Annotated in this window: 16 protein-coding genes; 8 read left to right on the top strand and 8 right to left on the bottom strand. The window is 61.3% G+C overall.

All coding sequences use genetic code 11. The features are described 5' to 3' along the window. The first annotated feature begins 183 nt into the window (after positions 1-183). The 8 genes from SM766_RS16005 (at position 184) to SM766_RS15970 (ending at position 9593) form a co-directional block, all read left to right on the top strand. Complete coding sequence (locus SM766_RS16005; RefSeq protein WP_065271604.1) at positions 184-984, top strand: DeoR/GlpR family DNA-binding transcription regulator; 801 nt, start codon at positions 184-186, stop codon at positions 982-984. Positions 985-999: 15 nt separating this feature from the next. Continuing rightward, the gene (locus tag SM766_RS16000) at positions 1000-2676 is read left to right on the top strand and encodes a Na/Pi cotransporter family protein (protein ID WP_368948426.1); all 1677 of its coding nucleotides are present in this window, start codon (positions 1000-1002) and stop codon (positions 2674-2676) included. A 58-nt stretch (positions 2677-2734) separates the two neighbouring features. Then, positions 2735-3586, top strand: a complete 852-nt coding sequence (locus tag SM766_RS15995; RefSeq protein WP_065271602.1) for a DMT family transporter — start codon at positions 2735-2737, stop codon at positions 3584-3586. A 290-nt stretch (positions 3587-3876) separates the two neighbouring features. Further along, positions 3877-5001: an extracellular solute-binding protein gene (locus SM766_RS15990; RefSeq protein ID WP_368948425.1), complete on the top strand. Its 1125-nt coding sequence runs from the start codon at positions 3877-3879 to the stop codon at positions 4999-5001. Positions 5002-5152: 151 nt separating this feature from the next. Beyond that, the gene (locus tag SM766_RS15985) at positions 5153-6265 is read left to right on the top strand and encodes an ABC transporter ATP-binding protein (protein ID WP_065271600.1); all 1113 of its coding nucleotides are present in this window, start codon (positions 5153-5155) and stop codon (positions 6263-6265) included. A 12-nt stretch (positions 6266-6277) separates the two neighbouring features. Next, the gene (locus SM766_RS15980; protein ID WP_065271599.1) at positions 6278-7198 is read left to right on the top strand and encodes an ABC transporter permease; all 921 of its coding nucleotides are present in this window, start codon (positions 6278-6280) and stop codon (positions 7196-7198) included. After that, positions 7195-8481, top strand: coding sequence for an ABC transporter permease (locus SM766_RS15975; RefSeq protein ID WP_368948423.1), 1287 nt, complete (start codon positions 7195-7197; stop codon positions 8479-8481). Before SM766_RS15980 ends, SM766_RS15975 begins: the two co-directional genes overlap by 4 nt. A gap of 152 nt (positions 8482-8633) precedes the next feature. Further along, complete coding sequence (locus SM766_RS15970; protein ID WP_347510190.1) at positions 8634-9593, top strand: cation efflux transmembrane domain-containing protein; 960 nt, start codon at positions 8634-8636, stop codon at positions 9591-9593. A 74-nt stretch (positions 9594-9667) separates the two neighbouring features. On the opposite strand, the gene SM766_RS15965 is transcribed toward SM766_RS15970, so the two are convergent. From SM766_RS15965 to SM766_RS15930, 8 genes are all read right to left on the bottom strand, one after another. Further along, positions 9668-10441 (bottom strand): DeoR/GlpR family DNA-binding transcription regulator, encoded by a 774-nt coding sequence (locus SM766_RS15965; protein ID WP_368948422.1) that lies wholly within the window; start codon positions 10439-10441, stop codon positions 9668-9670. A gap of 48 nt (positions 10442-10489) precedes the next feature. Continuing rightward, positions 10490-11383, bottom strand: coding sequence for an HAD-IIA family hydrolase (locus SM766_RS15960; RefSeq protein WP_274838234.1), 894 nt, complete (start codon positions 11381-11383; stop codon positions 10490-10492). After that, a complete protein-coding gene (locus tag SM766_RS15955) occupies positions 11380-12282 on the bottom strand; it encodes a glycerophosphodiester phosphodiesterase family protein (protein WP_368948421.1) in 903 nt (300 codons plus the stop codon). Before SM766_RS15955 ends, SM766_RS15960 begins: the two co-directional genes overlap by 4 nt. A 9-nt stretch (positions 12283-12291) precedes the next feature. Continuing rightward, the gene (locus tag SM766_RS15950) at positions 12292-13371 is read right to left on the bottom strand and encodes a sn-glycerol-3-phosphate import ATP-binding protein UgpC (protein ID WP_065271593.1); all 1080 of its coding nucleotides are present in this window, start codon (positions 13369-13371) and stop codon (positions 12292-12294) included. Then, positions 13372-14220 (bottom strand): sn-glycerol-3-phosphate ABC transporter permease UgpE, encoded by an 849-nt coding sequence (gene ugpE / locus SM766_RS15945; RefSeq protein ID WP_274830339.1) that lies wholly within the window; start codon positions 14218-14220, stop codon positions 13372-13374. Continuing rightward, positions 14220-15101 (bottom strand): sn-glycerol-3-phosphate ABC transporter permease UgpA, encoded by an 882-nt coding sequence (gene ugpA, locus SM766_RS15940; protein WP_368948420.1) that lies wholly within the window; start codon positions 15099-15101, stop codon positions 14220-14222. Before ugpA ends, ugpE begins: the two co-directional genes overlap by 1 nt. A gap of 81 nt (positions 15102-15182) precedes the next feature. Beyond that, positions 15183-16496, bottom strand: a complete 1314-nt coding sequence (ugpB, locus tag SM766_RS15935; protein ID WP_065273600.1) for a sn-glycerol-3-phosphate ABC transporter substrate-binding protein UgpB — start codon at positions 16494-16496, stop codon at positions 15183-15185. Between the two features lie 447 nt (positions 16497-16943). Further along, on the bottom strand, positions 16944-18461 hold the full coding sequence (locus SM766_RS15930; protein ID WP_368948418.1) for a malonate--CoA ligase: 1518 nt from the start codon (positions 18459-18461) through the stop codon (positions 16944-16946).

Raw genomic sequence — 18461 nt, 5'->3', positions numbered from 1 at the left:
CGTCTCTTTTCAGGCTGTCTTTTGCCAGATAATCCCGCCCTTCGGGGTTTGGAAAGCCTTTTCTGCACCACACAATCATGTGATTATTGACCGGTATTTGTGGAATTGTGTGGATTTAACTTGTGGTTTTGGCCATTTTGAGGTCTAAAACGCGCTCCATCTTGGGTATTGAGGCCGACCAGCATGCCGACTGCTCCGACTTTATCACGCCGCGAAGCCGAACTGATGGACGCTCTGCGCCATCTGGGCGGATCGGGGCGTAACGCTGAACTGGCACGCGTGCTGGATGTGTCGGAAGAAACCGTGCGTCGCACGATCAAGGCGCTGGCCAAGGCTGGGTTGATCGGACGGGTGCATGGCGGGGCGCATCTGACAGGCGCGCAGGCAGGCGCCAGCTTCTTTCGCCGCATCGGTGAAAACCCGGAGGAAAAGCTCCGCATCGCTGAGGCCGCGGCGGCCGAAATCGGTGATGGCATGACGGTGTTTCTGGATGTGGGATCCACCACCGCATTTGTCGCGGAGGCGTTGCGGCAGAAGGTGGGGCTGACGGTGGTCACCAATTCCATCGGCGTGGCGCAGGTCCTGTCCAACCACAATGGCAACCGGGTGCATGTTCTGGGCGGTGAAATGCAGGGCGATGAACGGGGCACCTTCGGCCCGGTGACAGAGCAGCAGGCCGGTCGGTTCGCGTTCGATGTGGCGGTTCTGTCGGCGGATGCCCTATCGGCCAAACACGGAGTTCTGTACCAGAACGCCCCCGAGGCACGGCTGGTTCAGGTGGCCGCAGAGGGTGCTGAACGGGTGATCGTGGTGCTGGCGCATCCCAAATTCGGCAAGACGGCCCCCCATCGCGGCCCGGCGCCGGAGGAACTGGACCTTCTCGTGACCGACCTGCCGCCGGGGAAGAAATTGACAAAGGCGCTGGCGGACTGGGGGATCAGCGCCGTCATCGCTGAGCAGGCAGATAATGAAAAAGAAGACTGAGGTACGAAGACAGACATGGCGATACTGACCTTTCTGATCAGCCTGGCCGGGGCGACGATGCTGCTGTTGTTTGCCGTGCGCATGGTGCGCACCGGCATCGAGCGCAGCTATGGCGCTTCTTTTCAGCGGCTGCTGACCGGCGCCGACAGTCAGGTGCAGGCCGGGCTGTCCGGGATCGGTTTGGCGCTGGTGCTGCAAAGCTCGGCTGCGGTGGCGCTCCTCGTGACGGGATTTGCCGCCAGTGGTTATCTCGCCTTTCCGGCGGGTCTGGCCATCGTGTTGGGCGGCGATCTCGGTTCGGCGCTGATCATTCAGATCCTGTCGTTCCGGCTGGATTGGCTGGTGCCGGTGCTGCTGGCCATCGGTGGCTACCTGTTCGTGAAGACTGAAGCCAAGAAACCCCGCCAGTTGGGGCGGATCCTGCTGGGGGTTGCCTTTATCTTGATCTCTCTGCGTTTCCTGCGCGAGGCGATGGATCCGATCCGCGATAGCGCCTTTCTGCCTGCCATCGCGGGCTATCTGGCGCGCGATTACATCACTGCCTTCCTTGTGGGCGGGGCGCTGGCCTTTGTGATGCATTCCTCGGTCGCGGCCATCCTGATGTGCGTCACGCTGGTGCAGATCGGAGCGCTGCCCTTTGCTGCCGGTCTGTCGCTGGTGCTGGGGGCGAATTTCGGCTCGGCCTTCATTCCGATCTGGCTGAGCCGGGGCATGGCGATCAAGGCCCGGCGGATCCCCTTTGCCAATCTCGGGCTGCGCGGCAGCTGGGCGGTGATCTGCCTTGTGGCCGCCAACGAAGCCCTGCGCGAGGGGCTGTTGGGCGATCTGCAGGGCGGGCAGACGCTGGTATATGCGCATCTCGCCTTCAACGCATCACTCCTCTGCGTGGCCTTGCCGCTGTGCCGTCCCATGCAGGGCTTGATGATCCGGCTGCTGCCCGAACCTGCCGCGCCCGAGGGCGTGGTGCCGGGCCGTCCGGTCAGCGCCTTGGTGCCGGGCGATTATGCTTCCCCGGCACAGGCGGTGGCCGACCTCAAGCGCGAGTTGCTGCGCATGTCTGGCCTGATCGAAGCGATGTTCCGCCCGCTGCCCGAACTGTACCGCAGTGGTGACGCCGCGCAGATCAAGGCAGTTCAGGCGCTCGATCATGAGGTCAACGCCTGCCTGTCCGGGATCCGCTCCTATGTGGCGGGCATCCCCGAGGACAGCTTTGACCGGGCCGAGCTGAAAACCGCACGGGAGATGGTCGAATACGCGATCCGTCTGGAAACAGCCGGTGATGTTGCTGCCGCGCGGCTGGCAGCGCTGGCCGGGGATCTGAACCGTAAGGGCCTACGGTTCTCCAGCGACGGTTGGAGCGAAATCACGCGCATGCACGAAGCCATCATGGCCAATCTGCGGCTTGCCTCGAACGTGCTGATCTCAGACGATCTGGAAAGCGCGCGGCTGCTCAATCTGGAAAAGACCGAGGTCAAGCGGATGGAACGCGACAGCCGCAAACGGCACCTGAAGCGCCTGCAACGCGGAGTGGCTGATAGTTTTGAATCCTCGGACATCCATCTGGAGACGCTGCGGGCGCTGCGGGAGTTCAACAGTCATATCGCGGCGGTGTCCTATCCGGTGCTCTATCGCAACGGGCAGCTGCTGGAGACGCGTCTGATCGAGGACATGACACCGGAACCGGCGGGCTGACCGTGATCGCCGCCGGAAATGCCCTGAACTCTCCTGTCATGAAAGGTGCCCTGCGGCCGTGACCCTATTCGTCGTATCGATCATCCTGTCTGCCGCCATGCTGCACGCGGTCTGGAACGCAATTGTAAAAACCGCAGCGGACCGGACGACCATGCTCGGGCTTGTGGCGCTGGGCCATGTGATCCCCGGCGCGGCGATGGTGGTGCTCCTGCCCTTGCCCGCGCCGGAAAGCATGCCCTACGTGCTGGCCTCCACGCTGATACATTTTGGCTATTTCTACATGCTTGGGCGGGCCTATGCCCATGGCGATCTGAGCGTCGTCTATCCCATCGCCCGGGGCATTGTTCCGGCGCTGGTGGCGCTTTGGGCGATGATCTTTGCTGGGGAGGTGCTGCCGCTGCAGGCCTGGGGCGGTATTGCGCTGATCGCCCTGGGCATCCAGCTCAGCAGCTGGCAGGCGCTGCGCTCGGGTGTCGAAAGCGGCGTGGGGAGGGCGGCGCTTGGCTATGCCGTTGGTACCGGGTTTTGCATTTCTGCCTATTCGCTGACCGATGGTCTGGGGGTGCGCCTGTCTGGCAATACGCTCAGCTACTGGGCCTGGGGCGCCTTTCTGCATCTCTTCGTTGCCGGTTTCATCGGGCTGCGCAAGCGGAACACTCTGGCAGCCCTGCGCCCGCGCACCTGGATCATCGGGATCGGCGGCGGACTGGTGTCGATGACAGCCTATGGTCTGGTTCTTTATGCCAAGAATTTTGCCCCCCTCGGGGCGGTCTCGGCGCTGCGTGAAACCTCGGTCATCTTTGCCGCGCTGATCGGATTCGTTTTCCTGAAAGAGGGCAACTGGATCCGCCGTCTGGGAGCGGCTGTTCTGATGGCGGGGGGCGTTGCACTGATCGGAACGTCTTTGTGATGGGCATCAAGCCGCGCCGACTGCTCAATCTTCGGGCATGGGCGTTGACGCAACGCCGGGCGGCGCGCAAAGTGTTAGCGGCCACATTTCCAATGCGGCGCATTAAGATCAAGATAAACAGGGGCTTTTGGGCGAATCTGGACCCATTTGGGCGTCGCGCTGCGACATTCTGGCCTTATCAATTTTTGAAACTGTCACTGTCGACTGAGACAGGCCAACCGCAAGCTTTTGTTACTTGAGACAACGAAAATAAAAACACGACCAATAATCCAATAGGGAGTATCCAAACAATGACTGCAAAACACACCGTCACCCGGCGTTCCGTGCTGAAGACAGCAGGCGCAGCCGCGCTGGCCGCACCGCTTTATTCCAAGAGCGCGCTGGCCTCTTCGGGTGAAGTCAACATTCTGATGTGGTCGGATTATCTGCCGCCTTCCTTCCTCGAAGCCTTTGAGGCGGAAACCGGTATCAAGGTGAATTACACCGGTATCGGCTCGAACGAGGAAATCATCAACAAGATGAAGGCGACCAAGGGTCAGGGTTTCGACATCGTCTCCCCGACCAACAACCGCTCGCTGCAGTGGGGGCCGCTGGAGCTGCTGCAACCTTTTGACATGAGCAAGGTGAACATCGATGCGGTGAACCCGGCGATGGCCAAGATCGGCACCGACGCCTGGAACTTTGACGGCAAGGGGTCGCACTGGCTGCCGCATATCTGGGGCACCGAAGGCATTGCCTACCGTACCGACAAATGGCTGCCTGCGGGCGATGCGCCCTCCTATGGCGATGTCTGGAGCGAAGAGAACGCCGGCAAGACCATGGGCCGCGCGCATTCGATGATGCTGGGCGCCGGTCTGTACATGGAAGCTTCGGGTGAGATGGAGCCGGGTTCTGTCTGGGCCGCCTACGAAGACGAAGAGACCATGCGCAAGGTCTGGGGCCAGATCACCGACTGGTGTGTGGCGCGCAAGGACCGGATCAAACTGATCTGGAACGATGCCGATACCCAGAAGAACGGTCTGCTGAACGAAGGCGTCGTGGTTGGTCAGACCTGGGATGGCCCGCCGCTGGCGCTGAAATCCGCGGGCGAACCGGTGCATTACCAGGCGCCGGTCGAAGGTGCGATGGCATGGGTCGATGGCATGTCGATGCCGGTTGGCGCGCAGAACATCGAACAGATCTATGCCTTCATCGAGTTCGCCTACCGCAAGGAACCCGCAGGCGTGGCCATCGACAGCCATGGTTACAACTCGCCGGTTCTGGGCGCAGATGCCTATTCGGGCGACACCTACAAGAAGAACTTCGCCGAAGCCTATCCCGGCGACAGCCTGGCCAATCTGAACCCCTGGCCGGCCGAGGCGCCCTGGTACGCCGACGTGCGCACCGAGTTCGTCAACAAGTTCAAGAGCGCCTGATCCGCGCCTGATAAAACTGGCCTTCCGGTGCATCCGGGGGGCCAGCCGCGCGCCAGATGGCGCAAGACGCAATGACAATTGAACGGGTGCATCCTGCGCCGACCGGTGGTCTGCCACCGGACCGGAGGGGTGCAATCTGAGGAGAGGCCATATGAGTGCTGGGGTCGGTGTAGATCTTGAGAACCTCTGGATCCGATTTGGGGATTTCGTCGCGGTGCGCGACGCGAATGTGAACATCAACGGGGGCGATTTCTTCTCCTTCCTCGGACCGTCGGGATGCGGCAAGACCACCATTCTGCGGGCGGTCTCGGGCTTCTTGGAGCCCAGCGATGGCCGGGTGCTGATCGGTGGCAAGGACATGAAGGGGATCGGCCCCAACAAACGCCCCACCGCGCTGATCTTTCAGAATCTGGCGCTTTTTCCGCTGATGAAGGTCTGGGAAAACATCACCTTCTCCATGGAGATTAAGGGCGCCTCCGCCCGCGAGCGTCGCAAGCGCGCCGATGAATTATTGGACATGATCGCGCTGCCGGGGCAGGGGGATAAGCTGCCCTCGGAACTGTCCGGCGGTCAGCGCCAGCGGGTCGCCATTGCCCGCGCGCTCTGTGCGGAACCGGACGTGCTGCTGCTCGATGAACCGCTGTCGGCGCTGGACCTGAAACTGCGCCAGCACATGCGCACCGAGCTGCGCGAGATCCAGAAGCGGGTCGGCATCACCTTCATCTACATCACCCACGATCAGGGCGAGGCCCTGACCATGTCCGACAATATCGCGGTGATGCGCGCTGGCGTTATCGACCAGATCGGCGATGGGAAATCGGTTTACAACGACCCCGCCACTGCCTTTGCCGCCTCCTTTGTCGGGGAAAACAATGTCTTTCGCGGCAAGGTGAAACAGGTCTCGGGCGAGACGGCCCTGATCAGCACCAACCGCTCCGGCGATCTGCTGGCCCGCATCTCCACCGCCAATCACGGCAAGATGCAGCCGGGTGACGATGCCATGCTGTTCATCCGCCCCGAAGCCTTTGCCCTCGCGCCTGCGGGCGCCTCTGGCGATCACTTTGTCACCGCCACCGTCACCAACGAGGAATTCGAAGGCAACGTCTTCAACATCTTCATGGAAGGCGACGGCGGCAAGGAGTTGAAGGTCTCCCTGCCCAACCTTGGCCAGTCCTTTGACAGCCACAAGGGCGAGGCAATGACCCTGCAATATGATGTCCAGAACGCCGTGGCTTTGCCTGCTGGCGAACTGGCCACGGAATAGGAGGCGATCGTGATGCCTCGTTTTCTGAGGGAATTCTTCAACCGAAACGGCGTCGGCATGGGGTCTTTGATGCTGGGTCTGGTCCTGTTCTGGACCGTGGGCCTCATCATCCTGCCGCAGCTGTCGATGCTCGACTTCTCGTTCCGGCCCAACCTGCCACCGCCGGAAATCGGCGGACCTAAGGATGTCTATACTGTCGAGAACTACAAATACCTGATCTACGGCCCCGAGGGCGGCAGTCAGGACTATAACGCCGTCGATCTGCGGGTGTTCTACCGGACCCTGATTGCAGCCGTATTCGTGACCCTGTTCAACCTGATCCTGTGCTATCCGATTGCCTATTATTTGGCGCAGACCAAGGGCAACCACATCCGCATCTTTGCGCTGATGCTGATCATTCCCTACTGGATCAATGAGATCCTGCGCGCCTTTGCCCTGCGCATCATCTTTGGCGAAACCGGGGTTCTGAATAACGCTTTGGTGGGGCTGGGAATTTTCGACACACCCTTTGATTTCATTCGCAACGATATCGCGCTCTATGCCGGGCTTGGCTATGCCTACATCCTGTTGATGATCTTTCCGATCTACAACGTGATCGAAAGCCTTGACCGCAACCAGATCGAGGCGGCGCGGGACATGGGGGCCAGCTGGCCGATGATCCACCGCCGCGTGGTCATCCCCTATGCCAAACCGGGCATTTCCTCGGGCTGCACCATGGTCTTTATGCTGTCGGCAGGGGCGCTGGCGGCGCCGCAAATCCTGGGTGGCCCATCGTCGCTCTGGTTTACGCAGCTGATCTATCAACAGTTCAATGACAACAGTGACTGGCCACAGGGCGCGGCCTATGCGGTGGTGCTGCTGGTGACCTGTATCCTGCTGGTGTTGGCGATCATGCGCCTGTTCAAGGTCAACATGGGGGATATCGGCAAATGAAGTCCTTCTCCTTGATGCGCGCCAGCCTCTGGATCTATCTGGCGATCTTCTTTGCCTATCTGCTGGGCCCCTTGGTGATCATGTCGGTCACCGCCTTCAACAGCCCCGAATTCCCGCGGGCCACGCCCTGGGAATGCCTGACCTTCGAATGGTTCTCGGCCCTGTTTCAGGACGAGCGTATCCTCAACGGGATCAAGAACTCGATCCTGGTGGGGGCGGGCACGGTGGTACTGTCGGTGGCGATGGGGCTCGCCGGGGCACTGATGCTGACCCAGATCTGGCCCAAGCTGCGCGCCACATACTACACCATCATCATCGCGCCGATCCTGATTCCCGGCGTTGTCATCGGTATTTCGACGCTGGTGTTCTGGGACCGGATCAACCGCATGGTGGGTCTTGGCGCCGACAGCTTCCTGTCAAACGGGCTGTTCCTGACGGTGATCGGTCAGTCCACCTTTATCGCCAGCTATTGCATGCTGGTGCTGGTGGCACGCTTGCAACGCTATGACGTGGCCCTGACCGAGGCGGCGCTGGACCTTGGAGCCACCCATGCGCAGGCCTTCCGCAAGGTACTGCTCCCGTTCATGAAGCCGGCGATTGCCTCGGCGGCGGTTCTGGCCTTTCTCGCCAGTTTCGAGAACTACAACACCACCACCTTCACCTTTGGCGAATATCCGACGCTGACCATCGAACTGGCCCAAAAGGTCCGTTATGGCATCACGCCCGCGATCTCGGCCTTGGCCTTTATCATCGTGGTGCTGACCGTCTTTGCCGCGCTGTTCAACGAGGCGAACATCCGCCGCAAGGAACTGGTGGCCACGGCCCGCAAGGACGCTACGGTCGAAGAGCTGGAAAGCGGCAAGTTCCGCGTTCCGGGCTTCCTCAGCTCGAACTGGGCGGCGGTGGTACTGGTGGTTCTGGCCTGCGCTACGGTTGTCGTTGTCGGCACCGCCACGGTCTACAGCCCCGCGCAATGTATTGCCGATGTGCAGGAGCAAAAGCGCATCGAGACCGAGCTGCGCATCCAGGAACTACGCCAGCGCCGCGCCGAGGAAGCGGCCCGCAAGGCGGCGGAAGAGGCCGAAACCGCGCCGAAACCTCAGGCAGCGCCCTCTGGCAACAACTCCGGCTTTGGCGGGGTCTTCAGCCCCAACACCCTGACCGGGGATGGCGAGACCGAGGAGGAAGAAAGCAAGGCGCCCGCGGCGGAGGACAGCAACAACTCCGGCTTTGGCAATGTCTTTGCTCCGAGCACGCTGAGCGGCGAGGGCAGTGGCGACTGAATTTGGTCTGAAGCGAAAATGAAAAGGCGGCTCTAAGGGGCCGCCTTTTTCTATGGTTGTGCGGAAGGCTGGCATGCCTTGCGGGTGTTGGCAGACATTTGATGGCAGGATAGGGATGCAGCGAAACGGGTGTCACATTGGGAAAGCGCGATATGGCTACGCAGAACGGCGACAACACAAAGCGCCTTGAAAGCCGTTCGCTGGGCGTGGCCATGTGGGGCAACCTGTTCATGGCCGCAGCAGGGTTGGTGGCGGGTGTGCTATCGAACTCCAACGCGATCATGATGGACGGTCTGTTCTCCCTGATCGGATTCGGTTCCGCGCTTCTTGGACGGCGGATCAGCCGCCGCATTGATGCAGGCCCCGACAAGGCGCGCCCCTATGGCTATGCTGCGGACGAGGCGATCTTCTCCACCTTCCGGTCGCTGTCCCTTCTGGGACTGGTCCTGTTCGCCATCACGAATGCGATCAAGAACGTTTACAACTACCTCAGTGGCATGACGCCTGAGCCGCTGAATTTTGCCCCCATGATCATCTACTTTGCAGGGATCGGGCTGGTCTGCGCGATCCTGTGGGGGTTCCATCATTTTACCTGGCGTCGAACGGGGAAGCGCAGCGCGATCCTGCGGCTTGAGGCAAAGGCCGCGATGTTTGACGGGCTGATCACGGCTGCTGCGGGTGCCGGTCTGGGCGCCATCTATATGTTCCGGGATGGCCCGCTGGCGCCGGTCGCGCCGGTTGGCGATTCAGTAATTGTACTCTTGCTCTGTCTGCTGGCCATCGGTTCCTATGTGCGTGAATTCCGGGGTGGGCTGGGCGAATTGGCCGGCGCGAGCGCGCGGCCGGAGTATGTCGCAACCGCCCGGCGCAGCCTGCGGTCCGCGATCGCCGAGGATGGCGGCGAATTGCAGGACATGTCGGTGACCAAACTGGGGCGCACGTTCCTGGTGACTGTCTACTACGATCCTCGCCGTCCTATGTCAGCATCTGACATCGACAAGCTGAACCTGCGCATGATCGAGGATGCGCGCAAGACGCTGACGGGGGCGGACGTGCTGCTGTTGATTACCGAACATCCCCGGCGCTGGCCCGATGCTCTGAACCCGTTCTGAAGCCTGTGCTCCCGGTAAAACGGCCCTGCATGTTCGCCGGGCTGCCTCTCAGGCTTGTCGTTGTCCGTTTTTGGTCAGCCAGTCCGGCTGTGACCCGTCCCGCTGGTCAGCGTCACGGGCGGGCCGGACCAATCGACGTTCTCGGGCAGGCGGTCGGTGATGAAATGATCCATCGCATCGAACCCCGCAACGCGGTGGGCGGCAGAGCGGCTCCATTTCGTATGGTCGGCCACCAGCAGCATCCGCCGCGCGCTGGCGCGGATCGCGTTGCTGACCTCGGCGTCGAAGTGTTTGAAATCGAGGATACCGTATTCGGGATCCAGCGCCCCGGCGCCGATCACGCCGAAATCCGCGACGAACTTCCGGTAGCCTTCCAACGCCTGCGCTCCTACCAGATCGCGGTCCTCAGGGCGCAGCTGCCCGGCTACCACATGCACATCGCAGGAGGGCGCGTTGCACATCAGCCGGGCGACTTCCAGATTGTTGGTGACGATGGTGATGTCGGGGGTCTGGGTCAGCGCCTCGGCGACGTATTGAACCGTGGTGCCAATGCCTAGAAGAACGGTCGAGCCTTCGGGGATCAGCGCCGCCGCCGCATTGGCGATGGCGCGTTTGCGGTCCTCGTTCAGCGTGGCGCGGGCGTGAAAGTTGAGGTTCAGCGGATTGGACGGCGGCGCCACGCCGCCATGCACCCGCCGCGCCAGCCCCTGATCGCACAGATCGTTGATATCGCGGCGGATGGTCTGGGTGGCGACACCGAATTCAGCAGCCAGCTCATTGATGGATTGCTGCCCCGAAGCGCGCAGCTGTTCCATGATCTGACGTTGACGGTCGTTGAGGTCGCTCATCCGGGCTTCCGTTCCTGTTGCCGCCGTCCGAGGTCTTCCACTGTTGGATCAGATCGACGGCGCGATCCAGTCCGGGACAATTCCGCTGCGCTCGATGTAGCCGGTGACATCGTGACCGGCGAACAGCCCGTGCGCTGTGATCAGGGCGGTGTTCCAGCCCTGCGCCTGCGCCCCTAACACATCGGTGTGCAGGGTGTCGCCAACCATGGTGATCCTCTGCGGCGCTATGTCACCAAGCCGGGCCTGCGCTGCGGCATAGACCGACGGGAAAGGCTTGCCATGAAATACCGGCGAAATGCCCAGCTGATCGCGCAGGGCGACGGCGTAGAACCCCGGCTCCAGCGTCAGCCCGGTTTCGCGCGGGGCGACCAGATCCGGGTTTGCCACCACAAGCGGGCGGGGATTGCGCGCCAGGCTGTCGTGCAGCATGCCCTGTTGCGCCTCGGTCCAGTCCGAGGTGCTGAGCAGCAGGAAGGCATCTGCGGCATCGTATGTGTCGGACGTATTCCCCAGCGCCACGGCGGCCACCGGCAGCTCGGAAGCTTCAAACCCGGCTGGCGCCATCACGCCCCAGGTGCCGTCCGGGGCGATGTCGGTTAGGCAGGTCTCGCAGACCTCGCGGCTTGAGATGATCTCTTCCGCGGCAAAGTCAAAGCCGAGGCGGGCAAATTTCTCTTCGGTCTGGGCGCGGGTAAAGCTGGCTGCATTGGTCAGAACCAAGAGCGCCTTGCCCGCATCGCGCAGCTGCTGCACGCGTTCGTGCGCGCCGGGGATTGGGCTGTCGCCAACGTTGAGCACCCCATAGGCGTCAAAGACGAAGGCGTCGGTCTGATCCATCACCTGGTCAATGCCCGATACCGGCAGCGCCTTTCCCTTGTGATTGCTGACGGGCAGATGGGCGCGGATTTCCTCGTATCTGGCAAAGGCGGCTTCGGGGGTCATGCTGTCGTGGCCTCTGCTGCAAGGAGTTCGTCGCGTAGCCGCACGGCCAGCGCGGGATCATCGGTTATCACCCCGTCCACATCCGCCAACAGACCTTTGCGGATCGCCTCTTCGCCGCGCATGGTCCAGACCATGACCTGCAGGCCAAGGTTCCGGGCCAGCTCCCGATGGGCAGGCGTCAATTCCCAGAACAGCGGGCTCCAGACAGTCGCGCCGGTGTCGGCAAGATGGCGCAGCATCGCCTCTGGATCGGCAGGGGCGCCGTCCAGCCAGGGCGAGCCGTCGTAGAGGTTGCCTGAGGCGTGGATTTCGCGGCTCATCGACAGGTGCGAGCGGCGGAACTGCGGTGCTACGCGTTTAGCCGCCGACAGGATCTGCCAGTCAAACGCATGGATCAGGCAGTGATCCTGGGTTCCCGTGGCGGTGATCACATCGACCGCAGCGCGCACGAAATCCTCGGGCGCGGGCTCTGCGGCGTCTTCGGGGTCGTGCTTCAGCTCGACCAGAACATCGACGGGACGGTCGGCCTTGGCCACCAGATCCAGCACCTCGGACAGGCGCGGCACACGGGCGCCGGGCAGGTCCTGCTGCTGCGGGTGCTTCTTCGCGTAGTCCGAACCCGGACGAATACCGCCCACGTCAAAGGCGCAGAGCTCCTCGTAGGTCAGCGCGCCGATGGCAGGGCCTTCCTCTGCCAGAAACGTACCCGCGCTGTCGCGGGTGGTGTCGGCCAGAAGACGGTGATTGTGGGTGACGACGGGCACGCCGTCGCTGGTCAACAGCACATCCAGCTCAATCCCATCCGCGCCGGAGGCGATGGTATGCGCGAACCCGTCCAGAGAGTTCTCGGGGAGAACATCCGGGGCGCCGCGATGTCCGAATATCTTGGGCAACTGCATGATCCGTCCTCAGGCCAGTCGTTTGCCAGAGGCCAGATCGAACAGGTGTAGCTGATCGGCGCCACAGCCCAGTTCCAGCGTCTCGCCGCTGTCATGCTGCTGCACGCCGGGCAGGCGCACGGCCAGCGGGACCGAGGTGCCGGAGACCTTGCCGTGGACCACGGTATCGGCGCCCAGCTGTTCGACGAAATCGACTTCCAGATGGAACTGCGCTGCGCCCGAGGCATCAAGCGACAGATGCTCGGGGCGGATGCCCATGGCGATCTTGGCGCCTGCCATTGTGGGGATCTCATCGGCAAAGCGGATGTCGCGGCTGCCATCAACCAGCAGGCTGCGGCGATCCTCGGTGACGGTGCCTTCGACCACGTTCATCGCGGGACTGCCGATGAAATCGGCAACAAACCGGCTGGCAGGACGCAGGTAGAGATCCATCGGCGTGCCGATCTGCTCCACCTTGCCCGCGTTCATGATGATGATCCGGTCCGCAAGGCTCATGGCTTCGACCTGATCGTGGGTCACGTAGATGAAGGTGGCGCCAAGGCGCTGGTGCAGGGCCTTCAGCTCGGCGCGCAGCTGGGTGCGCAGCTTGGCATCGAGGTTCGACAGCGGTTCGTCGAACAGGAACACCTTGGGATCGCGCACGATGGCGCGGCCCATGGCGACACGCTGACGCTGACCACCCGAAAGCTGCGCCGGTTTGCGGTCGAGGTATTCCTCAAGCCGCAGGGTGCGGGCGGCCTCGGCGATGCGCTCGGCGATCTGGTCCTTCGGCAGGCCTTCGTTCTTGAGGCCGTACTCCATGTTGCCGCGCACCGACATATGCGGATAAAGCGCGTAGTTCTGGAACACCATGGCGATGTCACGTTCACCCGGTTCCAGATCGTTCACACGGCGCTCACCGATGCTCAGATCACCGGCGGTGATGCTTTCCAGGCCCGCAATCATCCGCAGGATGGTGGACTTGCCGCAGCCCGACGGGCCGACCAACACGATGAACTCTCCGTCGGCAATATCCGCGTTCACATCGGATACGGCAGTGACGCCGCCGGGATAGGTCTTGCCCAGGGATTTGATGTTGAGAGTAGCCATTTATTTCTCGCTTTCGACCAGCCCTTTGACAAAGAGCTTTTGCATTAGAACGACGACCAGAACCGGAGGGATCATGGCAAGGACGGCGGTGCCCATGATGTAGTGCCAGACCGGCAGCGACTCGCCCGAGTTGACCATGCGCTGGATGCCCATGACGACGGTGTAGAGGCTTTCGTCGGTGGTGATCAGAAGCGGCCAGAGATACTGGTTCCAGCCGTAGATGAAGAGAATGATGAAGAGCGCCGCGATATTGGTGCGCGACAGCGGCAGCAGGATGTCCTTGAAGAAACGGATCGGACCTGCGCGGTCGATGCGGGCGGCCTCGACCAGCTCATCCGGGATGGTCAGGAAGAACTGGCGGAACAGGAAGGTTGCCGTGGCCGAGGCAATCAGCGGCACGGTCAGACCTGCATAGGTGTTCAGAAGCCCCATCTTCACCACTACATCGAATGTGGGCAGGATCCGCACTTCGACGGGCAGCATCAGGGTGACGAAGATCATCCAGAAAAAGCCCATGCGGAAGGGGAAGCGGAAATAGACGATGGCATAGGCCGACAGGATCGAGATGAAGATCTTACCGAAGGTGATGACCAGCGCCATGATCAGGCTGTTGAACATCATCATGCCGATCGGCACACCGCCGGCCTCGGGCAGGCCACCGGCCAGAAGCTGGGAATAGTTTTCCCAGGCCTGATCTCCGAACCACAGCGGGATCGGCGATTGCGACAGTGCGCCGGGACCGTGGGTCGAGGCGACCAGCGCCATCCAGACCGGAAAGCACAGGAACAGGACGCCGGCGATCAGGATGGCATGGGTAAAGAACGTCAGAATGGGGCGATTTTCGACCATCAGTATTGCACCTTGCGCTCGACATAACGGAATTGGATGAAGGTCATCAGGATCACCATGCCCATCAGGATCACCGACTGAGCAGCCGAGGAGCCGTAGTCCTGACCAATAAAGCCAGTGTTGTAGACGCGGAACACCAGGATCGAGGTGGCGTCTGCAGGGCCACCTTCGGTGGTGGCGTGGATCAGGGCGAAGGTGTCAAAGAAGGCATAGACGAGGTTGACGACCAGCAGGAAGAAGGTGGTGGGCGTCAAAAGCGGGAAGGTGATCGACCAGAAGCGGCGCACCGGCCCGGCCCGGTCGATGGCGGCTGCCTCGATCAGGGACTTGGGAATGCTTTGCAGCCCGGCAAGGAAGAACAGGAAGTTGTAGCTGACCTGTTTCCAGGCGGCGGCCACCACGACGAGCAACAGGGCCTGATCACCGTTCACATAGTGGTTCCATTCGATCCCGAGCCCTTTCAGCCAGTAGGCAACGATGCCAAGCGAGGGGTTCATCAGGAAGTACCAGATCACACCGGCAAGGGCGGGCGCGACGGCATAGGGCCAGATCAGCAGGGTCCGGTATCCGGTCGCGGCCTTGATCACGCGGTTGGCGGCAACCGCCAGGATCAGCGAGATGGCCATGGCGAGGAAGGCAACCGAGAAACCGAACAGCAGCGTCGTGCGGAAGGACTTCAGATAGCCGGGATCGCTGAACAGTTCGTAATAGTTGTCCAGCCAGACCCATTCACGGGAAAACCCAAAGGCGTCTTCGATGAAGAACGAACTTTCAAGCGCCTGATAGGAGGGCCAGAAGAAGAAGGCGATGGTGATCGCGATTTGCGGCAGTACCAGCAGGTATGGCAGCAACCGGGAGCGGAAGACGACACGCTTTTGCACGGGCAGGAACCTTTGGGGTGGTCTTTTTCAAAAAGGGGAGGCCCCGTCAGGGACCTCCCTAAAGCCAACATGTGGGGATGATCAGTCGTTGGCTTTTTCAAACTTGCGCAGCAGGGCATTGCCGCGCTCTACAGCTTCGTCCAGGGCGGTCTTGGCGTCTTTGTCGCCTGCCCATACGGCTTCCAGCTCTTCGTTGATGATGTCACGCACCTGCACGAAGTTACCGAAACGGACGCCTTTGGAGGCCGGTGTCGGTGCGTTCAGGGACAGCTGCTTGATCGCGGTGTCGGTCAGCGGATCGGATTCATAGAAACCCTGTTCCTTGGACAGATCGTAGGCCGCGGTGGTGATCGGAACATAACCGGTGTTCTGGTGCCAGTAGGCCTGCTGCTCGGGGGCAGAAACGAACTGGAAGAAGTCGGCGACACAGCTGTATTCCGCCTGCTCGTGACCGTTCAGAACCCACAGGGTCGCACCGCCGATGATCGAGTTCTGCGGCTTGTCCGCCACTGCGGTGTCAACCGGCAGCATGGTCTGGCCGAATTCGAAATCGGTGATGTCTTTCTTGAAGCCACCGTAATAGGCCGAGGAGTTGATCCACAGCGCAGTTTCGCCGTTCACGAACTGACCACGGCTGTCACCGCGACGGCCGCCGTATGCGAACAGGCCTTCTTTGCCCATGTCGGCGATACGCTGGATGTGGTTCACAACCGCGTCGTTGTTGAAGCTGAACTCGGTTTTCAACGAGGCAAAGCCGTTTTCCTCGGTGCCCATGGGCAGGTTGTGCCATGCCGAGTAGTTTTCGATGTTCGACCAGGACTGCCAGCCAAAGGAGAAGGGCTTTTCAACGCCGTTTGCCTTCAGGGCGCGGGCGGCTTCTTCGACTTCGTCCCAGGTGGTGGGAACGTCAACACCGGCAGCGTCCAGCGCTGTCTTGTTGTACCACAGAACCGGGGTGGAGGAGTTAAACGGCAGCGACAGCAGGTTGTTGTCGGTGTCGGTATAGTAGGAGATCACGGCAGGCAGGTAGGCAGAGGGATCAAAATCGACGCCTGCGTCTTCCATCAGCTTGTAGACCGGGTAGATCGCGCCCTTGTCACCGGCGGCCATCATGGTGGCGGTGCCAACCTCGAAGACCTGCACAACGTGCGGCTGCTCACCGGCGCGGAAGGCGGCGATGGCGGCGGTCATGTTCTCGGTGTAGTTGCCTTTGTAGACAGCGTTGATGTGGCAGCTGTCCGAACCGGCGTTGTATTCGGATGCGAATTTGTCGACGATCTCGCCCAGCTGACCGCCCATGGCGTGCCAGAACTGCACTTCGGCCTTCTCGGCGAATGCGGTGGTGCCGACCATGGCAAATGCGGTGGTCGCCGAAAGAATGGATTTGAGTTTCATGTTCATCTCCTGAGGCCACGGCAGATCAGTCCTGTCCGCAGCAATTCCCCGTTATTGATTCCGTATGAGTTCAATCACTCACATGAGGCGCATTATTCTGTCTTTGTAACGCTCATATGAATTCACTTTGCGTTCAGGTGAACATTTCGTCAAGGCGGACATAGTCTGCCCAATTAATAATCTTTCACTGCCAACCGGCCTTGCGGCGGTGGTATATGATTGAAGTTTTTAGAATTTTATGTACCAAAATCCGCGGCTGAGGCAGGGCTGACGATGTCGTGAGCAGGCCCGGGAGCCGTTATTTTCTGTTGAAAAACGCCATCTGAGATCGTCAAAAAGAACAACACCCCGGCGCCGTTGGGGCGGCCGGGGTGCGTTGCCGAAGATCTGATTCTGCCCGACAACCCCGCAAGATTGGGGCGCATATCCGGGTCATCTTCCGTGGCGTCAGGAAGCCTTGAAGGCGTCCTGGTACTGCTCTCTCAGGATATTTTTCTGCACCTTGCCCATGGTGTTTCGGGGCAGCTCATCCAGTATCACCAGCTTGCGCGGGTGTTTGAAACGGGCCAGAACATCGCGCACGGCATCCATGATCGCGTCCGGATCCGGTGTTGCACCCGGCGCCGGAACCAGAACGCCCAGCACGGTTTCGCCAAAATCCGGGTGCGGTACGCCGATCACCGCGCTTTCCAGCACGCCGGGCTGTTCATCCAGCACCAGTTCGATTTCCTTGGGGTAGATGTTGTATCCGCCGGAAATGATCAGGTCCTTGTTGCGGCCGACGATATGGACATAGCCATCCGCGTCCACCATCCCGAGATCTCCGGTGATAAAGAACCCATCGCTGCGCAATTCGGCTGCTGTCTTCTCTGGCATCTGCCAGTAGCCCTTGAAGACGTTGGGACCGCGCACCTCGATCTGGCCGACCTCGCCTGCGGGCAGGGTGTCGCCCGACGCCGGATCGGTGATCTTCAGCTCCACCCCCGGCAGCGGGAAGCCGACGGTGCCCGCGCGGCGCTCGCCTTCATAGGGGTTGGAGGTGTTCATATTGGTTTCTGTCATGCCATAGCGTTCAAGAATACGGTGGCCGGTGCGTTCTTCGAATTGCACGTGGGTCTCCGCCAGCAAGGGCGCGGAGCCGGACACGAACAGCCGCATATGCCGGGTCAGATCTCCGGTGAACCGCGCATCTCCCAGAAGCCGGGTATAGAAGGTCGGCACGCCCATCATCGTCGTGGCCCGCGGGAGGTTCTCGATCACCGCATCAAGGTCGAATTTCGGGAGGAAGATCATCGCGCCCCCCGCCAGCAGCGTCACATTGCTGGCGACAAACAGCCCGTGGGTATGAAAGATCGGCAGCGCGTGCAGCAGCACATCATCCGCCGTGAACCGCCACTCGGCCGCCAGCGTTTCCGCGTTCGACAACAGGTTGTTCTGCGTCAGCATCGCCCCTTTGGAACGCCCCGTGGTGCCAGAGGTATAAAGGAAGGCCGCCAGATCCTCGCCTTCCCGGTCGACCGTGTCATAGGAGGTCCGCATCGCCGCCGCCTGGTCCATCAGGGTGCCAGAGCCATCTGCGTTCAGCGTCTCCAGCGCAGCGCCAAGAGGTTCGGTGATGGGGGCGACGGTCGCCTCCTTCCCGGCATCGCAGACCACGACCGAGGCGCCGCTGTTTTCGATGAAATAGGACAGCTCATCCGCCGTATAAGCCGTGTTGAGCGGCAGGAACACCAGACCGGCCTGCGCACAGGCCGCATATAGGGCCAGCGCCTCGGGGGATTTTTCCACCTGAACGGCAACGCGGTCGCCGGGTTGCAGCCCTTTGCCGGTCAGGACATGGGCGATCTGCGCGGCCATCTCAAGAAATGCCTGATGGCTGACCACCTGCCCGTCGGGCAAATACAGAAACGGGGTGGATTTTCCGGCATGGGCACCAAACAGCCCGTCATAAAGAGGATTTGCCAT

The organism is Pseudophaeobacter sp. A-200-2 (assembly GCF_041008815.1).
GTDB lineage: Bacteria > Pseudomonadota > Alphaproteobacteria > Rhodobacterales > Rhodobacteraceae > Phycobacter > Phycobacter gallaeciensis_A.
This window is presented reverse-complemented; position numbering and strand designations above follow the sequence as displayed.